The 20731-nt window shown below is 64.2% G+C and carries 19 protein-coding genes and 1 pseudogene; 13 read left to right on the top strand and 7 right to left on the bottom strand.

Annotated features, from left to right (window positions below; translation table 11 throughout):
- Window positions 1-117: 117 nt before the first annotated feature.
- The 3 genes and pseudogenes from DCN14_RS34950 to DCN14_RS34940 all read right to left on the bottom strand — a co-directional run bounded on the left by DCN14_RS34950 (window position 118) and on the right by DCN14_RS34940 (window position 2180).
- Window positions 118-834 (bottom strand): epoxyqueuosine reductase QueH, encoded by a 717-nt coding sequence (locus DCN14_RS34950; RefSeq protein WP_096504566.1) that lies wholly within the window; start codon window positions 832-834, stop codon window positions 118-120.
- 18 nt (window positions 835-852) lie between these two features.
- Window positions 853-1011 (bottom strand): annotated as a pseudogene (gene glyA / locus DCN14_RS34945) (serine hydroxymethyltransferase); the annotation flags it as partial.
- A 260-nt stretch (window positions 1012-1271) separates the two neighbouring features.
- Window positions 1272-2180, bottom strand: coding sequence for a LysR family transcriptional regulator (locus DCN14_RS34940; protein WP_096504564.1), 909 nt, complete (start codon window positions 2178-2180; stop codon window positions 1272-1274).
- Between the two features lie 333 nt (window positions 2181-2513).
- On the opposite strand from DCN14_RS34940, the gene DCN14_RS34935 reads away from it, so the two are divergent.
- The 8 genes from DCN14_RS34935 to DCN14_RS34900 all read left to right on the top strand — a co-directional run bounded on the left by DCN14_RS34935 (window position 2514) and on the right by DCN14_RS34900 (window position 11304).
- Entirely contained in the window at window positions 2514-3497 is a 984-nt protein-coding gene (locus DCN14_RS34935; RefSeq protein ID WP_096504562.1) for a DUF1852 domain-containing protein, read from the top strand.
- 26 nt (window positions 3498-3523) lie between these two features.
- Window positions 3524-4552 (top strand): methionine synthase, encoded by a 1029-nt coding sequence (locus DCN14_RS34930; protein ID WP_096504560.1) that lies wholly within the window; start codon window positions 3524-3526, stop codon window positions 4550-4552.
- Between the two features lie 140 nt (window positions 4553-4692).
- Window positions 4693-5202, top strand: coding sequence for a flavin reductase family protein (locus DCN14_RS34925; RefSeq protein WP_096504558.1), 510 nt, complete (start codon window positions 4693-4695; stop codon window positions 5200-5202).
- A 111-nt stretch (window positions 5203-5313) separates the two neighbouring features.
- Entirely contained in the window at window positions 5314-6786 is a 1473-nt protein-coding gene (locus tag DCN14_RS34920) for a methylenetetrahydrofolate reductase C-terminal domain-containing protein (protein WP_096504556.1), read from the top strand.
- A gap of 259 nt (window positions 6787-7045) precedes the next feature.
- A complete protein-coding gene (locus DCN14_RS34915; protein ID WP_096504554.1) occupies window positions 7046-7765 on the top strand; it encodes a FadR/GntR family transcriptional regulator in 720 nt (239 codons plus the stop codon).
- A gap of 101 nt (window positions 7766-7866) precedes the next feature.
- A complete protein-coding gene (locus DCN14_RS34910) occupies window positions 7867-8634 on the top strand; it encodes an SDR family oxidoreductase (protein ID WP_096504552.1) in 768 nt (255 codons plus the stop codon).
- 83 nt (window positions 8635-8717) lie between these two features.
- Window positions 8718-10010, top strand: a complete 1293-nt coding sequence (locus tag DCN14_RS34905; protein ID WP_096504550.1) for an MFS transporter — start codon at window positions 8718-8720, stop codon at window positions 10008-10010.
- A 46-nt stretch (window positions 10011-10056) separates the two neighbouring features.
- Window positions 10057-11304, top strand: a complete 1248-nt coding sequence (locus tag DCN14_RS34900; protein WP_096504548.1) for an enolase C-terminal domain-like protein — start codon at window positions 10057-10059, stop codon at window positions 11302-11304.
- Window positions 11305-11373: 69 nt separating this feature from the next.
- Here the strand turns inward: DCN14_RS34900 and DCN14_RS34895 are convergent, their stop codons facing one another.
- On the bottom strand, window positions 11374-11502 hold the full coding sequence (locus DCN14_RS34895; protein WP_096504546.1) for an SEC-C metal-binding domain-containing protein: 129 nt from the start codon (window positions 11500-11502) through the stop codon (window positions 11374-11376).
- 73 nt (window positions 11503-11575) lie between these two features.
- Complete coding sequence (locus tag DCN14_RS34890) at window positions 11576-12472, bottom strand: helix-turn-helix domain-containing protein (RefSeq protein ID WP_096504544.1); 897 nt, start codon at window positions 12470-12472, stop codon at window positions 11576-11578.
- Between the two features lie 188 nt (window positions 12473-12660).
- Between DCN14_RS34890 and DCN14_RS34885 the strand changes: the two genes are divergently transcribed.
- The 5 genes from DCN14_RS34885 to DCN14_RS34865 all read left to right on the top strand — a co-directional run bounded on the left by DCN14_RS34885 (window position 12661) and on the right by DCN14_RS34865 (window position 17974).
- On the top strand, window positions 12661-13494 hold the full coding sequence (locus DCN14_RS34885; protein ID WP_096504822.1) for an SDR family oxidoreductase: 834 nt from the start codon (window positions 12661-12663) through the stop codon (window positions 13492-13494).
- Between the two features lie 82 nt (window positions 13495-13576).
- A complete protein-coding gene (locus tag DCN14_RS34880; protein ID WP_096504542.1) occupies window positions 13577-15340 on the top strand; it encodes an FAD-dependent oxidoreductase in 1764 nt (587 codons plus the stop codon).
- Between the two features lie 14 nt (window positions 15341-15354).
- Entirely contained in the window at window positions 15355-15696 is a 342-nt protein-coding gene (locus DCN14_RS34875; RefSeq protein ID WP_096504540.1) for an NIPSNAP family protein, read from the top strand.
- A 28-nt stretch (window positions 15697-15724) separates the two neighbouring features.
- Window positions 15725-16492, top strand: a complete 768-nt coding sequence (locus DCN14_RS34870) for a glucose 1-dehydrogenase (protein ID WP_096504538.1) — start codon at window positions 15725-15727, stop codon at window positions 16490-16492.
- Window positions 16493-16597: 105 nt separating this feature from the next.
- Entirely contained in the window at window positions 16598-17974 is a 1377-nt protein-coding gene (locus DCN14_RS34865; protein WP_096504536.1) for an MFS transporter, read from the top strand.
- A 45-nt stretch (window positions 17975-18019) separates the two neighbouring features.
- Here DCN14_RS34865 and DCN14_RS34860 read toward each other — a convergent pair whose 3' ends face one another.
- Both DCN14_RS34860 and DCN14_RS34855 read right to left on the bottom strand, forming a co-directional pair.
- Window positions 18020-18850 (bottom strand): aldo/keto reductase, encoded by an 831-nt coding sequence (locus DCN14_RS34860; protein ID WP_096504534.1) that lies wholly within the window; start codon window positions 18848-18850, stop codon window positions 18020-18022.
- 62 nt (window positions 18851-18912) lie between these two features.
- Window positions 18913-20691, bottom strand: coding sequence for an FAD-binding protein (locus DCN14_RS34855; protein ID WP_096504532.1), 1779 nt, complete (start codon window positions 20689-20691; stop codon window positions 18913-18915).
- Window positions 20692-20731: the final 40 nt, after the last annotated feature.

The raw sequence follows: 20731 nt of genomic DNA, 5'->3' as shown, positions 1-20731 counted from the left end.
GGCCGAAAAAAATTCTTCGTGGCGTTTCGTGGACGTCGCTTGCCGACTCGTTGCAGCCAATCGAGGCTTCCCGGCGCTGGCGTGCGCTTCCGGGTCGCGCAATAACACGGGATGTTGTCAGCCCTGCGGTGAAGCGTCGGTATCGGGCAGCGCCGCGGGCTGTGCGTCCTTCTCTTCCACCGAAGATTGCCCATAGTACAACTCGCCCAGCCTGATCCGCTCGCGTCCGGTAGCGATGCGATGCGCATTGGTGTCGCGCAACGAATAGACGCACCCGCAATATTCCTGCTGATAAAAATTTTCGCGCTTGCTGATTTCGATCATGCGAGCGGAACCACCGCCCTTGCGCCAGTTGTAATCCCAATACAACAGTTCCGGATAGTGAGAGGCCGCGCGTTTGCCACAGTCGTTGATCTGCTGCATGTTCTTCCAGCGCGAAATGCCAAGCGAACTGGTGATCACAGGAAAGCCGTGCTCGTGCGCGTACAGCGCCGTGCGCTCGAAGCGCATGTCGAAGCACATCGTGCAGCGAACGCCGCGCTCGGGTTCATTCTCCATGCCGCGGGCGCGCGCAAACCAGTTGTCGCGATCGTAGTCGGCATCCACGAACGGGATGCCGAATTTTTCGGCAAAACGGATGTTTTCATCCTTGCGCAGGTCGTACTCCTTGCGCGGATGAATGTTCGGGTTATAGAAGAAGATCGTGAAATCGATCGCCGAAGCGACCATGGCTTCCATGACTTCCCCGGAACACGGCGCGCAGCACGAATGCAGCAGAACCTTCCGATGGCCGCCCGGCAAGGGCAGGGAGTTGCGTTCGTTGGCGTTGGTCATCGTCGTTTTACCTCAATCCATCACTACCGCGTATCGCACGGCCTGCTGCCGATGCGCCTCGAACTCCAGCGATGCGGCCTCGTAGAATGCGACGGCGTTGCCCGCGATCGCCTGCATCAGCAGGCCATGCTGGATGCCGGAGAAAATCGCCCAGTTGATTGGTTGCTCATGTTCGGCAAATGGCCGCGGCGACGTCAGAACATGGGATTGGCGTCCTGGAAGAAAAAAGTATTTGACGCTCACGGCTGATTTTCAGACGCGAGCATTGCGTGAGGGTGTGGCGCGGCCCGACGCGGGGGACGGGGCCGCAGGCGGCAGAAAGACCAAAAGGCCAAACGGCTAAAGCGCTCCGGCGGAGATGATAGAGGCTGAGCCGTGCAAAATGAAATGGTATCTTTTCATCCAGCGATTAGTTTTGTTCATGTCCCGATGCAAAACTAGTCTCGCATCTTCGCTTCCGCCCATTTCCACTCGCGCGCCGCCTTTACAAACGCGACGAGATAGTCGACGTCGTCATCCGTCTTGCGCGTGCCGAGGAAAATCTGCTTCGCAATACCTTTCTTTCCAAGTTGCACGGGCGTAAGCGGCATCCAGCCCGCGTATTCTTCCGCGAGCCAGCGCGGCAACGCCGCTACCCCACGGCCGCTCGCCACCATCTGCAGCATGATGTCGGTCGTCTCGATCACCTTGTGGCGCTTCGGTGCCCTGTTCGCGGGCGTAAGGAACTGCGTGTAGATATCGAGCCGGTCCGTTTCGACGGGATACGTGATGAGTACCTCATGCGCCAACTGTTCCGGCGTGACATACGCTTCTCCGGCCAGCGCGTGATCATCGGCAACCACCAGCACCTGCTCGTAATCGAACACCGGCTGAAAATGCAGTTCGGGCTTCTTGAGCGGGTCGGGCGTGACGAGCACGTCGATTTCATAGCCGATCAACGCACCGATGCCGCCGAACTGGAAGCGCTGCTTCACGTCGACGTCGACATCCGGCCAGCGCGCGAGATACGGCGACACCACTTTCAGCAGCCACTGATAGCACGGCGCGCATTCCATGCCGATCCGCAACGTGCCGCGCTCGCCCTGTGCGTACTGCTTCATGCGCTCTTCGGCGAGTTCGAATTGCGGCAGCAACCGGTTCGCGAGGCTCAGCAGGTACTGTCCGGCCTGCGTGAGCCGCATGGAACGTCCTTCGCGCGTCCACACCGGCGTACCGAGCTGCTGCTCGAGCTTCTTCACGGCATGGCTGAGCGCCGACTGCGTGAGATTGAGCGTATCGGCGGCGGCCGTGAGCGAACCCTGCCGCTCCACTTCCCGCACGACCATCAGATGACTGCGATCCAGCATCGCTCACCCATGAACAAATTTAATGTCCGCATGAAAAAAATCCATTTTTATTCATGAAAAGGGAACTATATCATCGCTGCCAGTCACTTTTCTTCTGATCAGCATACAGCACATGTGTCACGACGCAGATCAACATATCTTGCGCCATGAGCGCGATTAATGGTTGCATGAAATCGATTCATGTCTGGCCGGCTGTGGTTCAACATCAAATTCGTCATGGATGTCGGTGCCAACGAGACTGTCGGGTAAAAAAACAGAGAAGAAAAGCGGGAAGCTTTGAAAATCAAAGAGCAAACGCAGTTTTCATTTCGGAAATCAGGGTGCAAGATCACAATGAGTCAAGAGTTCACATTTGCTATTAACAGCATCCGTTTCGATGAAGACTATCGCCCTTCGGAAAATACGCGCATCACGACCAACTTCGCCAACCTGGCCAGGGGAAGTAGCCGCCAGGAGAATCTGCGCAACACCTTCAGGATGATTGACAATCGCTTCAATGCGCTGGCGCATTGGGACAATCCTGAAGGAGATCGTTACGCCGTCAAGCTTGAAATCATTTCCGTTGAAATGAATATTGAAGGGGAAAGCAGCGATAACGCGCTTCCCTTGATCGAAATATTGAGGACGAATATTTTTGATCGAAAAACCAACGAACGCATCGAAGGTATTGCGGGAAATAACTTTTCCTCCTATGTGCGAGATTACGACTTCAGCGTGGTATTGCTGGAGTACAACAAGGGTCGGCCCAGGTTCAGCACGCCGGACAATTTTGGGGATCTGCATGGAAAGCTGTTCAAGTGCTTCATAAATTCCAGCGCTTACAGAGATCATTTCGCCAAGCCGCCCGTCATATGTCTAAGCGTTTCGAGTAGCAAGACCTATCACCGGACTGCCAATCAGCACCCTGTATTGGGCGTCGAGTACCAGCAGGACGAATATTCCCTGACTGACGAATATTTCGAAAAAATGGGGCTGAAGGTTCGCTATTTCATGCCGCCGAATAGTGTTGCGCCTTTGGCTTTTTATTTTACCGGCGATTTGCTTGCTGACTACACCGATCTCGAGCTTATCGGCACCATCAGCACGATGGATACCTTCCAGAAAATTTACCGGCCCGAGATTTACAATGCGAATTCTCCGGCAGGGAAATTCTATCAACCCAGTTTGAAGCACCAGGATTTTTCGTTAACCCGAATTGTTTACGATCGAGAAGAGCGCAGCCGGCTGGCTATCGAGCAGGGAAGGTTTGTCGAGGAACAGTTTATCAAGCCATACCAGGCCATTCTTGAACAGTGGTCCGCGGACTACGCTGTTTGACTAACAAAAACGCAAGGTTGTCTACCGTGAAAAAATTGCTACCCACCTCAACCGCCGGCAGTTTGCCCAAACCTTCCTGGCTTGCACAACCCGAGACACTTTGGTCGCCGTGGAAATTGCAGGACGAGGGGCTGATCGAGGGAAAACAGGATGCTTTGCGTTTGTCGTTGCAAGAGCAGCAACATGCGGGCATCGATATCGTCAGTGACGGCGAGCAAACGCGCCAGCATTTCGTGACCACGTTTATCGAACACCTCAGCGGCGTCGATTTCGAGAACCGCAAGACCGTTCGAATTCGCGATCGCTATGATGCGAGCGTGCCGACGGTCGTCGATGCGGTCGCCAGACAAAAACCGGTTTTCGTTGAAGATGCCAGGTTTTTGCGCCAGCAAACCAGGCAGCCCATAAAATGGGCGTTGCCGGGTCCGATGACCATGATCGATACGCTTTACGACGATCATTACAAGAGTCGCGAAAAGCTGGCCTGGGAGTTCGCGAAGATCCTGAATGAGGAAGCCAGGGAGCTGGAGGCTGCCGGCGTCGATATCATTCAATTTGACGAGCCCGCATTCAATGTCTTCTTCGACGAGGTGAACGAGTGGGGCGTCGCGACCCTGGAAAGGGCGATTGAAGGTCTCAAGTGTGAAACCGCCGTGCATATTTGCTATGGCTATGGCATCAAGGCCAATACGGACTGGAAGAAGACGCTGGGGTCCGAGTGGCGGCAATACGAGGAAGCCTTCCCCAAGCTGCAAAAATCCAGCATCGATATGGTTTCGCTGGAATGTCACAACTCTCGCGTTCCCATGGATCTGATCGAACTCATTCGCGGCAAGAAGGTGATGGTGGGGGCCATCGATGTGGCAACCGATACCATTGAAACCCCCGAGGAAGTCGCCGGCACGTTGCGAAAAGCACTTCAGTTCGTGGACGCCGACAAGCTCTATCCTTGCACCAACTGCGGCATGGCTCCCTTGTCGCGTGCAGTCGCGAGAGGCAAGCTGAGTGCTTTGAGCGCGGGTGCGGAAATCGTCCGAAAAGAACTCTCGAACTAGTTCCGGGCTGAAGTCGGAAGTCGTGCTCGGGGAATCGAAGGCTGTGTGGGTTTCAGGGCATGCGTTGAACTGGCTCCCTGAATCTGTCGAAATACACCGCCTCGATATTTCCGGGCCGCACCCGGTATGCGATATCTACCATGTCACTTTCCAGCACTGCCATCGAGCCTTTGAGCTTTCGCGAAGCGCTCGGGCATTACGCATCCGGCATCACGGTGATTGCATCACACGTCGATGGCGAGCCGATCGGCTTCACTTGCCAGTCTTTCTATAGTGTGTCGATGAGCCCGCCGCTGGTGTCATTCAGCGTAATGTCCGGTTCGGCCAGCTATCCAAAAATTCGCCAGGCAGGTCGATTCGTCGTCAATATCCTGTCGGACGAGCAGGTCGGGATTTCCAACCAATTCGCTCGACGAGGCGCGGACAAATGGCACGGCGTCGATTGGCAGGCGTCGCCGCTGGGTAATCCGATCATTGCCGGCAGCCTTCACTGGCTCGATTGCGAAATTTACGCGGAACATGCCGCGGGCGATCACCTGATCGTGATTGGCGAAGTGAAAGCGTTGGATCTGCAAGAAGCTGCCGCTACGCAGCCATTGCTGTATTTCAAAGGGCAATATCGCAACATCGCCGCGCATCGCCCGGTTTGAGTGTCGACCTCCGCCGGCTTGCTACCGGCTGTCATCGCGGTCGTTGCTCTGCACTGTCACCTGGAAGTTGCTGCGGCGACGCCCCTCTGACTCGAAAGGTATCGAGCTGTCTTGAGTTCATTGAAACAGGCGCTAAACGAAGGACGCTTCGTCTGCGTGTTTGAGGTCGTTCCTCAACAGTCCCCTGCGCGCCTGGCCGCGCTTGAACAAATCGTGCAACGCGGGCACCTGGCCGGCTGGCCTCTACTGCCGGCTTTCGCCGATCGTGTCGGGCTGCACTCGGACTTGAGCCCCCTGGAAGGCGCCGAAGCATTGGGGAATCCGGCTGCATCCTTGCTGCACTTTTCAGGCAAGGATCGCGAGCGTGCAGACCTGCTGCAGCAGATGAACCTGATGAAGGCCCGCGGTCTGGAGCAACTGTTGCTGCTCAGTGGCGACCGGCTGCCGGGCCACCGTCCTGGTGAGGCGCCCGTGCGCTATCTGGAGTCGGTCGCTGCGCTGCAGATTGCCCGCGAGCACTGTCCGGACTGGCTGTTAGGTGCCGCGTTGAACCCGTTCAAGTACCGCGAGGAAGAAGGCGGCGCACAGTATCTGAAGGCGCAGAAAAAGCTTCTGGCCGGGGCGGATTTTCTTACCCTGCAACTCGGTTTCGACGCCGCCAAGCATATCGAAGCCCAGACCTGGATGCGCGCTCAGGCGCGCATGAAACCGATGCTGGGCTGTGTGATGAAGCTGACCGATACGCGCGCGGCCGTTTTGCAGGCGGTGCCCGGCGTGATTGTCACCGAATCCATGCGCGCGCTGTTGGGCAGGGAGCAGCAGGTATCGCGGGCCTATGCCGGCGCACGAAGCCTCGAGCGCCTGGCGCTGCAGATAGTGGGCCTGCAATTGATGGGCTATGCCGGTGCTCATGTGTCCGGGGTGCATACGCTGGACGAACTGCTTTCGCTGGAGCAGGCGATCGCCGAGCAGCGGGACGGCATGACCTCACTGACCGATTGGGGCGAGCGATGGCGTGCAAGCTGGCAGATGCCTGGGGCGCCGCTGGTCAGCTTCACCCCCGAAAGCGGTGCCTGGGCACTGGGGCGCTCCGATGTCACCGCCACCCGCCGGGAGCGCTTGCGACATACGCTGCTCTCCTCGGTACATGACCAATTCTTCAGCCGCACGGGATGGCTCGGCAGGGCCTTTGGCTGGAGTGTGACGCGGCCGATCTGGAAGGTCGGCGTGGCTGCGAATGCCCTGCATGCCGTCGAACGGGCGGTCAAACGGCCGCTGATCGGCTGTGATACCTGCGGCAGCTGCCGCTTGCAGGACACCCTGTACGTCTGTCCCGAGACATGCCCCAAAGGCCTGGCGAACGGCCCTTGTGGCGGCACCTGGCTCAATCGTTGCGAATTTGGCGACCGGGAGTGCGTACACAGCGTCAAATACCGGATTGCCAAGTCTGCAGATCAGTTACCCGTGCTGGCGCAGACGTTGATTCCTTGTATCGAGGCGGAAAACAGGCACCGCAGTTCCTGGCCTGAATGGTTCGAGCCGGAAGATACTACGCAGGGCGCTGAAGCAAGTCGCCGAGAATGACAGGTGGCTACGCGGTCTCCACGATGCCGAAAGCAAGCCTTGAACGGTCATTCGATCCGGTTTTTAGCGTGACAGTTGATGGCCGAATGCCGCCTGACCGACCCGCCCAATAAGCCGGCCAGACTGCCGCGCAACCCGTTGTTCGACGTCCCCACCGCACGAAACCTCCCTCCCGCCTCCCTTCGGGAGAACCCCAGGTTGCACGCGGAAACCCATGCGTTTATCTTTCTACATCATACGTATGATCTAGAGGGCATTCATGGCGACCCTACACCGTCAGGTACTGAACCAGATGGGCGAGCAGATCTGCTCGGGCCAGCTGGCGCCCGGCGACGTCCTCCCGTCCGAGGACGAACTCGCCGAACAGCTGCAGGTCAGCCGCATCACCATCCGCGAAACGGTCAAGTCGCTGTCCGCGAAAGGGATGCTGCAAGTGCGCCGCCGCTACGGCACGGTCGTGCTGCCGCGCTCGCAATGGCAGTTGTTCGATCCGGACGTCATCACGTGGCGCGCCCGCGCGGGCACGGTCGATGAAGGGCTGATCCAGGATCTGATGGAGCTGCGCCTGATCATCGAACCGAACGCCGCCCGGCTCGCCGCCCGGCGCGCGACCGATGAAGATCGCATCGCGATCCGGCGCGCGTACCGGGCGATGGCGCGCGCGGTCGCGGGCGACGGCGAATATGTGCCCGCCGATCTCGCGTTTCACGGCGCGATCCTCACCGCCTGCCACAACCAGTTCGTCCAGCAGATGCAGAACGCGCTGTCGTCCATCCTGCAGACGAGCTTCGAGCTCAGTTCGGAGATCGCGGGCGGCCCGGCCCGGTCGCTGCCGATGCACGAAGCGCTGTGCGTCGCGATCGAAAACGGCGACGAGGCCGCCGCGGAACACGCGGTGCTCACGCTCATCCGGCGCGCCGAGCAGGACTTCGAGGATCGCGCCGCGCTGAACCGCGCGGCGACCCGCACACGCGCCTGACGCGCCAACGGCAATACCGGCATTGACTTCATCGCGACCGGCGACGGTCGCGAGGGGCGCACGCGCGCCCGATTTTCGAACATCGAGAGGACTACGAAAAAATGACTTCACTATTCGACCTGAGCGGCCGCACGGCGCTCGTCACCGGGTCGGCGCGCGGTATCGGCTTCGCGCTGGCCGAAGGGCTCGCGACGGCCGGCGCGCGCGTCGTTCTGAACGGAACGCAGCCCGACACGGTGGCCGCCGCGGTCGCCCGACTCACGGCCCAAGGGTTCGATGCGCAAGGCCGCGCGTTCGACGTGACCGACGAGCAGGCCGTCGCCGACGCGTTCCAGCAATGGGACGACGCCGGCGTGCCGATCGACATCGTCGTCAACAACGCGGGCATCCAGTTTCGCAAGCCGCTCGTCGAACTCGAACTGGCCGACTGGCAGCGCGTGATCGACACCAATCTGACGAGTGCGTTCATCGTCGCGAAGCAGGCAGCGCGGCGCATGATCGCGCGCGGCACGGGCGGCAAGATCGTCAATATCGGCTCGCTCACGAGCGAAGCCGCGCGCGCGACGGTCGGCGCATACACGGCGGCCAAGGGCGGAATCAAGATGCTGACCCGCGCGATGAGCGCCGAATGGGCGTCGTCGAACATTCAGGCGAACGCGATCGGCCCGGGCTACATCCTGACCGACATGAACAAGCCGCTCGTCGAGAACGCGGCGTTCGATGCATGGGTCAGGAACAGCAACCCGACGCAACGCTGGGGCAAGCCGGAGGAGCTCGTCGGCACGGCCGTATACCTCGCGTCGGCGGCGTCGAGCTACGTGAACGGCCAGATCATCTACGTCGACGGCGGCTGGCTGGCCGTCCTTTGAACGACCCGCGCGAACGAAACCCATCCCCGAGGCAGCCCGAACCCGATCAGGGCGCCCGCGCGCCACACCTATCCGGAGACATCATGGAAAGCGCCAAACCCGTCGCACCGCAAAGATGGTGGTATCTGATGCCGATCATCTTCATCACCTACAGCCTCGCGTATCTCGATCGCGCCAACTACGGTTTCGCGGCGGCGGCCGGGATCGACAAGGATCTCGGCATCACGCACGGCATGTCGTCGCTGATCGGCTCGCTGTTTTTCCTCGGCTACTGCCTGTTCCAGGTGCCGGGCGCGATCTACGCGCAACGCAACAGCGTGAAGAAACTGATCTTCTTCAGCCTGATCCTGTGGGGCCTGTGCGCCGCGGCGACCGGGATGGTCAGCAACATTCTGATGCTGATGGTGCTGCGCTTCGTGCTCGGCGTGGTCGAGGCGGCGGTCATGCCGTCGATGCTGATGTACATCAGCCGCTGGTTCACGCGCACCGAACGCTCGCGCGCGAATACGTTCCTGATTCTCGGCAACCCGGTGACCGTGTTGTGGATGTCGGTGGTGTCGGGCTATCTGGTCCACAGCTTCGGATGGCGCGAGATGTTCGTCATCGAAGGCGTGCCGGCGCTTGCATGGGCGGTCGTCTGGTGGTTCACCGTCAAGGATCGTCCGGCCGACGCGCCGTGGATGACCGATGCCGAAAAGGCCGAACTCGATGCGCGCCTGAAAGCCGAGCAGGCGCATATCGCACCGGTGCGCGACTACAAGGCTGCTTTCCGTTCATCGGTCGTCCTGAAGTGCTGCGCGATTCATGCGCTGTGGAGCATCGGCGTCTACGGCTTCATCATGTGGCTGCCGTCGATTCTCAAATCCGCGGCGACGATCGACATCGTGTCGGTGGGCTGGCTCGCCGCCGTGCCGTATCTCGCCGCGATCATCCTGATGCTGCTGGCATCGTGGCTGTCGGACAGGACGCACAACCGCAAGCTGTTCGTCTGGCCGCTGCTGCTGGTGGGGACGATTGCGCTCGTGGGGTCGTACCTGGTCGGCGAATCGGACTTCTGGTTCTCGTTCACGCTGCTCGTCGTGGCGGGCGCAACGATGTACGCGCCGTACGGGCCGTTCTTCGCGCTCGTGCCGGAACTCGTTCCGAGCAACGTGCTCGGCGGCGCGATCGGCGTCATCAATTCGAGCGGCGCACTGGGCGCGTTCCTCGGATCGTGGGTCGTCGGCTATCTGAACGGCGCGACCGGCAGCCCGTCGGCGTCCTACATCTTCATGGCGGTCGCGCTGCTGCTGTCGGTGATCCTGATGATCACGGTGCCGGCACGTTCGGAGCAACGCTCGGCCGGGGACGCAACCGTCTCGCTGCGCCGTACCTGACGCGGCGCCCCGTTCGATTCATCGACAGAATTTTGGTAGATCAACCATGACCACCCCGATTACAGATGTAAAGGTCATCCTGACCGCGCCGGAAGGCATCAACCTGATCGTCGTCAAGATCGAGACCGCCCAGCCCGGCCTGTACGGCCTCGGCTGCGCGACGTTCGCGTACCGGCACGTCGCGGTCAAATGCGTGATCGAGGAATACTTGCGCCCGCTGCTGATCGGACGCGATGCCGAAGCCATCGAGGAGCTCTGGCAGTTGATGCATCAGAACGCATACTGGCGCAACGGCCCGATCGAGAACAACGCGATTTCGGGCGTCGACATGGCGCTGTGGGACCTCAAGGGCAAGATGGCGAACCTGCCGCTGTATCAGCTGTTCGGCGGCAAGTGCCGCGAAGGCGTGCCGGTCTATCGGCATGCGGATGGCCGCGACCTGAGCGAGCTGTGCGAGAACATCCAGAAGTATCGCGAGCAGGGCATCACGCACATCCGCTGCCAGAGCGGCGGCTACGGCGGCGACGGCTACGGCGACGCGCCGGCGAGCGCACCGCGCGGCGCGGCCGATGGCGTCTATCTCGACAGCCGGAAATACATGCGTGACACGCTGAAGCTGTTCGACGGCATCCGCAGCAAGATCGGCTTCGACGTCGAGCTGTGCCACGACGTGCATGAACGCCTGAAACCGGTCGACGCGATCCGCTTCGCGCGCGAACTCGAACCGTTCGAACTGTTCTTTCTCGAAGACGCGATCGCGCTGGAGGAGGGCGAATGGATCCGCCAGTTGCGCGAAAAGACGAGCACGCCGCTCGCGCAAGGCGAGCTTTTCAACAATCCGTACGAGTGGCGCTTTCTGATCACCGAGCGGCTGATCGACTTCATCCGCGTTCACCTGAGCCAGATCGGCGGCATCACGGCCGGCCGAAAGCTGCAGATCTTCGCCGAGCAGTTCGGCGTGAGAACGGCGTGGCACGGCCCCGGCGACATGTCGCCGCTGGCGCATGCGGCGAACATCCATATCGATCTCGCGTCGCGCAATTTCGGCGTGCAGGAATGGTCGGGCACCGAGCCGCCCAATTTCGTAATCCAGGCACTGAAGGGGCCGAGGGCGGCATTGCTCGACGTATTCCCGGGCCTGCCAGAATTCCGGAACGGCTACGTGTATGCGAACGACAAGCCGGGGCTGGGCGTCGATATCGATGAAGCGGAGGCCGCGAAATATCCGTGCGAAAACACGGTGACGACCTGGACGCAGACGCGGCTGAAGGACGGGGCGCTGCAGACGCCGTAACGCTTTCGCCGCGATCCCCGCACCTTCATGGCCGATGCAATCTCATGGGTTCATCGGCCGGTCGTCACGTCAATGCAGCGTGCCGGCCGCGCCGCAGCACTTCTTGAACTTCTTCCCGCTGCCGCACGGGCAGGGATCGTTGCGGCCTGTCCTGGGCGTCGTCCGCTGGATCGGCGTCGCCAGTTTTCGCTCGTGCATCGCGCGGCGGTACGGCAGCCAGAAACGGTAGATCGATGCGACGCTGCCAAAGGTCCGCGCTGCCGGCCGTGCGCTACGGCCCCAGCATCAGGTCGCGATGGGCGGACTCGCGGAATTCGCCGGGCGTCATCCCGGTCTGCTTGCGGAAGTAGCGGCTGAAATACGCGCTGTCGACGAAGCCCGTCTCGTGCGCGATCTGCTTGACGCTCAGGTTCGAGTAGACGAGGTCGCGCTGCGCCTCGCGAATCACGTGTTCGTTGATGACGGCCGTCGTCGAGATGCCGAGTTCGTCGCGGCACACGCGCGCGAGCTGCGCGGCGGTCACGCCGAGCCGTTCGGCGTAGAACTCCACCGGCTGGTGTTCGCGAAAATGCGTGGCGATCAGCTCGCGAAAGCGCCGCAGCAGCGTGCCGCGCCGATCGGTGCCCGTATGCGACGGGGCCGCCGCGAGATCGCTCAAGCGCGCGATATGAACGAGCAACGCAACCAGCAGCGCCATGCCCGCCGCGCCGCGGCCGCGCGACGGGCCGCGAAATTCCTGTTCGAGCAATGCGAACAGCGGCATCAGCATCGACCCGCTCGCGTCCGGCCCCTTGACGGGAATCACCTCGGCGCGTTGCAGCACCGGCAGCACGTTGGGCGCGACCACCTTCAGCAGCGCATCGGGCGCGCGTTGCGCGACGGTGATCACGAGGCCGTCGATCTGCGGCGAGAACTCGAACGCATGCACGGTTTGCGCGGGGAGCAGCACGAGGCACGGCGGCACGAACGGCAGCTTGTCGCTTTCGATCACGACGTGCCCGCTGCCGCTGCGAATGTACAAAATCTGCAATAGCGCATCGTGGCGATGCGCGGCGATATGCCAGTCGTTGGGCCGGCTGCGCTCGTGTATCCATTCGAAGTTGAACGCGTCGTACCAAGGCGGGCGGGCCGATTCGCCGTACAGGTCGTAGTTAGGGATTCTCCTCATGCCGTCTCGCCTCCAGTGTACAAATTGTCCTGCTGCTTGCGGCGTTTGTCCAGTTTTCGCCGGTGCCGCACTTCTATACTTTTCCGCAACGGCGCGGCGTGCGCATCACGTATCGCAGCCGGGATCGAACGATCCGTTCGGCATTCACTGGAACATGACACAACCGCATCAGAAGGACAACTAACATGATTTCCGAGGCAAACGATCATCAACCGAACTGGCTGCAGCTCGACGGCAACGCATGCGTCGTGACGGGCGCGGCCGGCGGCATCGGCGCGTCGATCGCCCAGGCGTTCGTCGCGGCCGGCGCGCGCGTCGCGCTGCTCGACCGCGATGCGGACAAGACGATCGCACTCGCCGAGCGGCTGCGTGCCGGCGGCGCGGACGCCATCGCGATCGCGTGCGACATCGGCGATCCGGCCAGCGTCGCCCAAGCGGCCGAGCGCGTGCAGCGCGATCTCGGCCCGGCGGACGTGCTCGTCAACAACGCGGGCCTGCTGCGCGCCGGCGGTATCGAAACCATCGATCTCGATGCATGGAACGCGATGCTGCAGGTCAACCTGACGGGTTACATGCTGTGCTCGCAGACGTTCGGACGCGCGATGCTCGCGCGCGGCTCGGGCTCGCTGGTGCATGTCGCGTCCATCGCGGCGCGTCATCCGCAGACGCACAGCGGCGCCTACAGCGCCAGCAAGGCGGCCGTCGCGATGCTCGCACGGCAACTGGCGGCCGAGTGGGGGCCGCGCGGCGTGCGCAGCAATACCGTGTGCCCCGGCATGATCCGCACGCCGCTGTCCGAGTCGTTCTACGCGAACGGCGACATCGAAGCGCGCCGCAGCGCGATGACGGCCAGCCGGCGCATCGGCCGCCCCGACGACATCGCGAACGTCGTCGCGTTTCTCGCGAGCCCGCGCGCGGCGTACGTGAACGGCGCGGAGCTCGTCGTCGACGGCGGCCTCGACGCGATGCTGATGGATCTGGTGCCGCGCCCGGGCTACGAAGCCGGCGCCGCCGCGAAGTAATTCAACGACCTGGCCCGCGCCGCGCGCGCCGTCGTCAATCGAGCGACGCCGCGGCGCAGCCCTATCACTGGAGGAGAACGCGATGAGCGACCAGCGGCGTTCGAAGGATGTCACGTGCGACCTGCTCGTGATCGGAGCGGGAGCCGGCGGCCTGTCCACCGCCATCACCGCACGCAAGGCCGGACTCGACGTGATCGTCGTCGAGAAGGAAGGCTGCTTTGGCGGCACGACGGCTTTTTCCGGCGGCGTGCTGTGGATTCCCGGCAACCCGCATGCCGCGGCGAACGGCGTGCACGACACGCGGGAGGCCGCGCGTGCCTATCTGCGCGGCGAAACCGGTGCGTTCCACGACGACGATGCGATCGAGGCGTTTCTCGAGCACGGTCCGCGGATGCTCGAATTCTTCGAGCGGGAAACGGAAGTGAAATTCGTGCCGACGCTCTATCCCGACTATCACCCGGACCAGCCGGGCGGCGTCGACATCGGCCGCTCGGTGGTGGCCGCCCCCTACGACGCGCGCCGGCTCGGGCGCGATCTCGAGCGCTTGCGTCCGCCGCTGAAGACCATCACGTTCATCGGGATGATGTTCAATTCGTCCAACGCGGATCTCAAGCATTTCTTCAATGCGACGCGGTCGCTGAAATCGGCGTGGTACGTGACGAAGCGGCTGGTTTCGCACCTGAAGGATCTCGCGCTGTATCGGCGCGGCGTGCAGATCACGAGCGGCAACGCGCTCGCGGCGCGGCTCGCGAAGTCGGCCCTGGATCTCGGCATTCCGATCCTCACGCATACCGCGGCGCGCGAGCTCGTCGTGAACGACGGGCGCGTCGTCGGTGCGGCGGTCGAAGGGGGCGGCGCCGGATATCGCATCACGGCGCGGCGCGCGGTGGTGCTGGCCAGCGGCGGCTTCTCGCACGACGTTGCGCGCATCGCGCGTGCATATCCGCACGTCGCGCGCGGCGGCGAACATGTGTCGCCGGTGCCGGCCGGCAACACCGGCGACGGCGCGAAGCTCGCCGAGCGTGCCGGCGGCCGGGTCGAGATCCGCTATCCGCAGCCGGCCGCGTGGATGCCGGTATCGCGCGTGCCGCTCGGCGACGGCCGGTTCGGCGTGTTTCCGCATCTGCTCGATCGCTACAAGCCGGGCATCATCGGCGTCACCCGCCACGGCAGGCGGTTTACCAACGAATCGAATTCGTACCACGACGTCGGCGCGGCGATGATCGACGCCTGCAGCGGCGACACCGAGACGGCGATGTGGCTGGTGTGCGATCACGCGACGATCCGCAAATACGGGCTGGGCTTCGCGAAGCCCGCGCCGGTGCCGCTCGGGCCGCTGCTGCGCAACGGCTATCTCGTGAAGGGCCGCACGCTCGCGGCGCTCGCGCGGCAGGCGGGCATCGACGCCGCGAACCTGGAAGCGACGGTGCGGCGCTACAACGAAGGCGCCGTGCGCGGCGAGGATCCCGAGTTCGGCCGCGGCACCACGTCGTTCAACCGCTATCTCGCCGATCCGGCCCATCGCCCGAACCCGTGCGTGGCGCCGCTCGGCGCGGGCCCGTACTACGCGCTGAAAGTCCTGATGGGCGATCTCGGCACCTTCGACGGCATTCGCACGAACGTGCACGGCCAGGTGCTCGCGGCCGACAATCAGCCGGTGGCGGGCCTGTATGCGGTCGGCAACGACCGCGCCAGCATCATGGGCGGGAACTACCCGGGCGCCGGCATCACGCTCGGGCCGATCATGACGTTCGGCTATCTGAGCGCGCGCCACATCGCGGGGCTCGTCGACCCGGCGCCCGCCGCTACCGCAACGCCCCGCGCCGCCGCGCGCGCGACCGCCTGAATCCGGAGCACACCATGAGCCCGTCCAAAGCCTTCATCGACCACCGCATCTATACGATCCGTCCACGCGGCATGGCCGAATTCCTCGACATCTTCGACCGCTACGCGATGCCGATCCAGGTGAAGTACCTCGGCCCGCCCGTCGGGTTCTACACGAGCGACATCGGCGCGCTGAACCAGGTCGTGCACTTGTGGGGCTACGACAGTATTGCCGACTACGACACGCGGCGCACCGCGCGGGATGCCGACCCGGAGTGGCCGGCCTATTTGCAGGCGTCCGGCCATCTGATCGTCGCGCAGGAAAGCCGCATCATCCGCCGCGTCGATTTTCCGAGCCTCGCGTCTCTGACGCGCTGAGCGCACCACGATGAAACCGGGAGGTCACATGGTCAATACGCGTGTGGCAATCGTGACGGGCGGGGCGGACGGTATCGGCTGGGCGTGCGCGAAGCGGTTCGCCGAAGACGGCTACCGTGTCGCGATCGCCGACCTGAACGGCGAGCGCGCGGCCCGGCGGGCCGCCGAACTCGGGCCGCGGCACATTGGAATGGGCGGCGACGTGGCGAACGAAAACGAGATGGTCGCGTTGATGCGCACCGTCGTCGGGCGCTTCGACCGGATCGACGTGCTGGTCAACAACGCGGGGATCGGCGAGCAGAACGCGCCGACGCTCGAGCAATCGTCGATGGCGTTCGACCGCTTGCTGTCGGTGCACGTGCGCGGCACGTTTCTGGCGAGCCGCGAGGCCGCCCGCGCGATGCTCGCGCAACGCGCCGGCGCGATCGTCAATCTGTGCTCGATCGCCGGCCAGGGCGGCATTCCGACGCGCAACGCGTACGACGCCGCGAAGGCCGCGATTGCCTCGCTGACGCGCTCGATGGCCTGCGAGTGGGCACGTCAGGGCGTGCGCGTGAACGCCGTCGCACCCGGCTACGTGGCGACCGAACTGGTCGATACGCTTGCGCGAAACGGGCAGTTGAACCGGGCGGCGATCGAACGCCGGACGCCGCTCGGACGCCTCGCCGAGCCGGACGAAATCGCCCGCGCGATCGCGTTCCTGGCCTCGGACGCGGCGAGCTACATCACCGGCACCGTGCTGAACGTCGATGGCGGCTGGCTCGCCTACGGCGCAGCGGATTCGCCGCCCGGCTGACGTGGGCCGTCCGCCCGGACGGGACACCGATAATCAAACCATGGAGACAGCCGTGCTGCCGGCAGCGTAAGTGCTGCGACGCGCACGGCATACAGGAGACACATGATGACAACCCCGACCCGGACGCTCGACGTGCAGTCGTTCATCGACGCCGAGCGCTTTTCTCCCAGCCAGTGGCTGATTCTGGTTCTGTGCTTTCTGGTCGTGGCCGCCGACGGCTACGACACCGCCGCGATCGGCTTCATCGCGCCCGCGCTGGTTCACGACTGGGGCATCGCGCGCAGCGCGCTCGGCCCGGTGATGAGCGCCGCGCTGGCCGGCCTCGGCATCGGCGCGCTCGCCGCCGGCCCCTGCGCCGACCGGCTCGGCCGCAAGACGGTGCTCGTGCTGTCGGTGGCGTGCTTCGGCGGCTGGAGCATCGTGTCGGCGCATGCGCAATCGATCGGCGAGCTGACCGCGTTCCGCTTCCTGACCGGGCTCGGGCTCGGCGCGGCGATGCCCAATGCCGTCACGCTGATGTCCGAATATGCGCCTGCACGGATCCGCAGCTTCGCCGTCAACGCAATGTTCTGCGGCTTCTCGGGCGGGCTTGCGGCGGGCGGCCTCGCGTCGGCGTGGCTGATTCCGCACTTCGGCTGGCAAAGCGTGCTGACGGCGGGCGGGGTCGGGCCGATCGCGCTGGCCGTGGCGCTCGTCGCGTGGCTGCCGGAGTCCGCGCAGTATCTCGCCGCCCGCCACGGCAAGCACGACCGCATCGCGCGGATTCTCGCCCGGATCGCACCGCGCGCGCGTTTCGACGACTGCACGTTCGTGGCCGCCGAAGCGCGCAAGGAAACCGAAGGCGGCGCGTCGGCGCTCGCGCTGGTGCTGTCGGGCCGGTTTCGTTCGCGCACGTTGATGCTGTGGGCCGCATATTTCATGGGACTCCTGATCTACTACCTGCTGACCAACTGGATGCCGACGCTGTTTCGCGACGCCGGCTTCGGCGCGGAGGGCGGCGCGCTGATGACGTCGCTGTTCCCGCTCGGCGGCGTGCTCGGCAATCTGTGCGCGGGCTGGCTGATGGATCGCTTCAATGCGAACCGGACGATCGTCTTTACCTATGTCGTGGCGGCCGCGCTGGTGCTCGTGGTGAGCCGCACGATCGGACACGCCGCGTGGCTCGGCACGCTGACGCTCCTGTGCGGCACCGTCGTGACGGGTGCGGTGACGTCGATGTCGGCCTATGCGGCGAGCCTGTATCCGACCCGTTGCCGCGCCACCGGCGTTGCATGGATGCTCGGCGTCGGACGAATCGGCGGCGTGGCCGGCGCGTTTCTCGGCGCGCTGCTGATGGGCTGGGGCTGGCATTTCGGCGACGTCTTCAGCCTGCTCGCGGTGCCGTCGCTCGTGGCGGCCGGTGCGGTGTACCTGATCGGCAGCCGTCACGGGGAAGCGGGCGAGCCGGAGCGCGCCGCGGGGGCGGTGGTTCGGCAGCATTGAGGTGCCCCCATCGGGCCGGGCGTGCGCGATGCCCGGCCCGGTTCTTCATTCAGCCGCGTCCCACTGCGGCGCGAAAGCCGGGCTGACGAGGCGCTGATTCTTCGGCAGGCCGTCGATCAGCGCACGATCGGCGTCGTCCAGGTTCACGTCGAGCGATGCCAGGTTGGCGAGCTGATTGCGTTGTCCGGCCGCCTTCGGCACGGCCGCCACGTTCGGCTGGTCGAGCAGCCATTTCAGCGCGACCTGGGTCGGCAGCACGCGATGCTTGTCGGCGATCCGCTGCAGCTCCGGAAGCTCCGACACGCGGTTGCGCGCGAGCGGGCTGTACGCAATCAGCGCCATGTCGTGCTCGCGCGCGAATTGCAGCAGCTTCGCCTGACCCAGTAGCACGTGATACTCGACCTGTATCGCGGCCAGCGGCGCCTGCCGGTTTTCGACGACGTCGCGCAGCAGCGGCAGCGGAAAATTCGCGACGCCGATCGCGCGGGCGCGTCCTTGCTCCTTGAACGACACGAGCGTGTCGATCGTCTCGGCAAGATTCCAGTCGGGTGCCGGCCAGTGGATCAGGAACAGATCCACGTAGTCGGAGCGCAGCGCGCGCAACGTGTTGTCGAGCGATTGCCGCATGCGTTCGGGGTTCAGCTGGTCCCACCAGACCTTGCTGGTCACGTGAATCTGCTCGCGCGGGACGTTCGACGCGGCGATGGCCTCGCCGACCGCCGCTTCGTTCTCGTATGCGGCCGCGGTATCGATGTGTCGATAACCCGACTCCAGCGCGAGCGCGACCGCGCGCGTGCAGTCGTCGCCGAGCATGGGCCACGTGCCGAGCCCCAGTTTCGGCATGTTCAACTGGTGGCGGTTGACAATGCATTGCATGAACGATTCCTCCTCGATGAGTTGAGCCGGCACGACCTGCCCGTGCCGTGCCGGCGCGTTCGTCAGCCGTGGGCGCTGTCGCAGGTCGCGCGATGCAGCGAGTCCACAGACGCCTCGCCCTTCGACACCGCACCGCCGTGTGCGACGAACTTCGCGATACGCCAGCCGAATACGATGGCCGGGCCGAGCGTCGTGCCGGGGCCCGGATAGGTGCCGCGGAAGATCGACGCGAGATCGTTGCCGCACGCGAACAGGCCGGGAATCACGCGCCCGTCGACGTCGAGCACCTCGCCGTTCGCCGTGCCGCTCAGCCCCGCGCTGCACGCGAGATCGGCGGGCCATACGGTCACGGCATAGTAGGGCCCGGCGCCGATCGGGCGAATGCACGGGTTCGGCTGTTGCGCCGGGTCGCCGTTGAAGCGGCTCATCGGGCTGCTGCCGCGCTGGAACGCCGGATCCTCGCCGTTGGCGGCGTCGCGGTTGTAGGTCGCGACGGTATGCGCCAGGCCGTTCGCATCCACCTGCAATTTCGCTGCCAGCTCGGCCAGCGTCGCGCCCTTGACCAGATAGCCGGCACGCTCGAACGCCGCGATGCGCGCCGCGCTGCGTGCCGGCATCAGCAGGCCGAGGCCGTAGGTCCGGATGAACGCCGCATCGACGATCAGATGAGCCGGCACGCTGGGCCCGTTGCCGCTGTCGCGCAGCATGCCCATCACGAAGTCGTGATACGAGTCCGACTCGTTGACGAAGCGCTCGCCGCGGCTGTTGACCGCGATGAGGCCGGGTTTCGCGCGATCGAGAATGATGTGCGGCCACACGCTGTCGCCGTCGCCGCCCGGGGCACGGCGGATCGAGCACGGCATCCACAGCCCCGGGCTGTCGCCGCCGTTTTCGACCCGCGCATCGATGCGCTGTGCGCGGTCGACGCCGTCGCCGGTATGCGTCGCCGGCGCCAGCGACAGTGGCCGGGCCGCGGCAGGGAAGAACTGCTGGCGCAGCGACGGATGGCGCGTGATGCCGCCGGTCGCGAGCACCACGCCGCGCCGCGCGCCGATTCGCCTGCGGCCGCCGTCGGGCGTCGTGACGATGGCGCCGGTGACGCGGCCGTCGTCGCGTACCAGTTCGAGCAGCGGCGTGTCGAAGCGAATCTCGACCTGGCGCTTGAGCAGGCTGTAATAGAGCCGCGCGGCGAGCGCGTTGCCCATCACGAGCTGCGTGCCGCGCGGAAAACGCAGGCGGTCCATCGCATAGCGGCCGACGACCGCGATCGTGCGTTTGAAGTGCGCGACCGATGCGAACGGTGCGAGCAGCGCATTGAGGTCGGCGCGCGCGACCATCATCCCGCCGAGCCCCATGAACTCCTTGCGCGGCGGGCGCACGCGCGCGAACGCGCGGCCGAGCACGCGCGCATCGAACGGCGCGGGCACGAGCGCCCGCCCGCCATAGGCCGCGCCGGGGCCGTTCACGTAATCGGGATGCGCGGCGGCGGCGACGAACTTGACTTCGCTGATGCGCGCAAGCTCGTCGATCGCGTCGGGGCCGCTTTGCAGGAAGGCTTCGCGCGCGTCGTCGCCGCCGCGCGCGCCGACCACCGACTGCAGGAAGCGGCGCGCATCGTCGACGCTGTCGGGAACGCCCGCATCGACGCTCAGGCGGGTGCCCGGCACCCACGTCGTGCCGCCCGACGTGGACGTGATGCCGCCCACCATGGCTGTTTTTTCGCAGACGAGGACCGCAAGCCCCTCGTGATGCGCGACGAGCGCGGCGGTCATGCCTGCCGCCCCCGCGCCGAATACCAGCAGGTCTACTTCCTCGTCCCAGTCCTGTCGCACCGCATCCATGTCCACGTCTCCTTCATGTCGTTCCGCCGCGCGCCCGGAT

Source organism: Burkholderia sp. IDO3 (assembly GCF_003366075.1).
In the GTDB taxonomy this organism is placed as follows: Bacteria; Pseudomonadota; Gammaproteobacteria; order Burkholderiales; family Burkholderiaceae; genus Burkholderia; species Burkholderia anthina.
The sequence above is the reverse complement of the archived record's forward strand: the minus strand, read 5'-3'. Positions and strand labels throughout refer to the sequence as shown.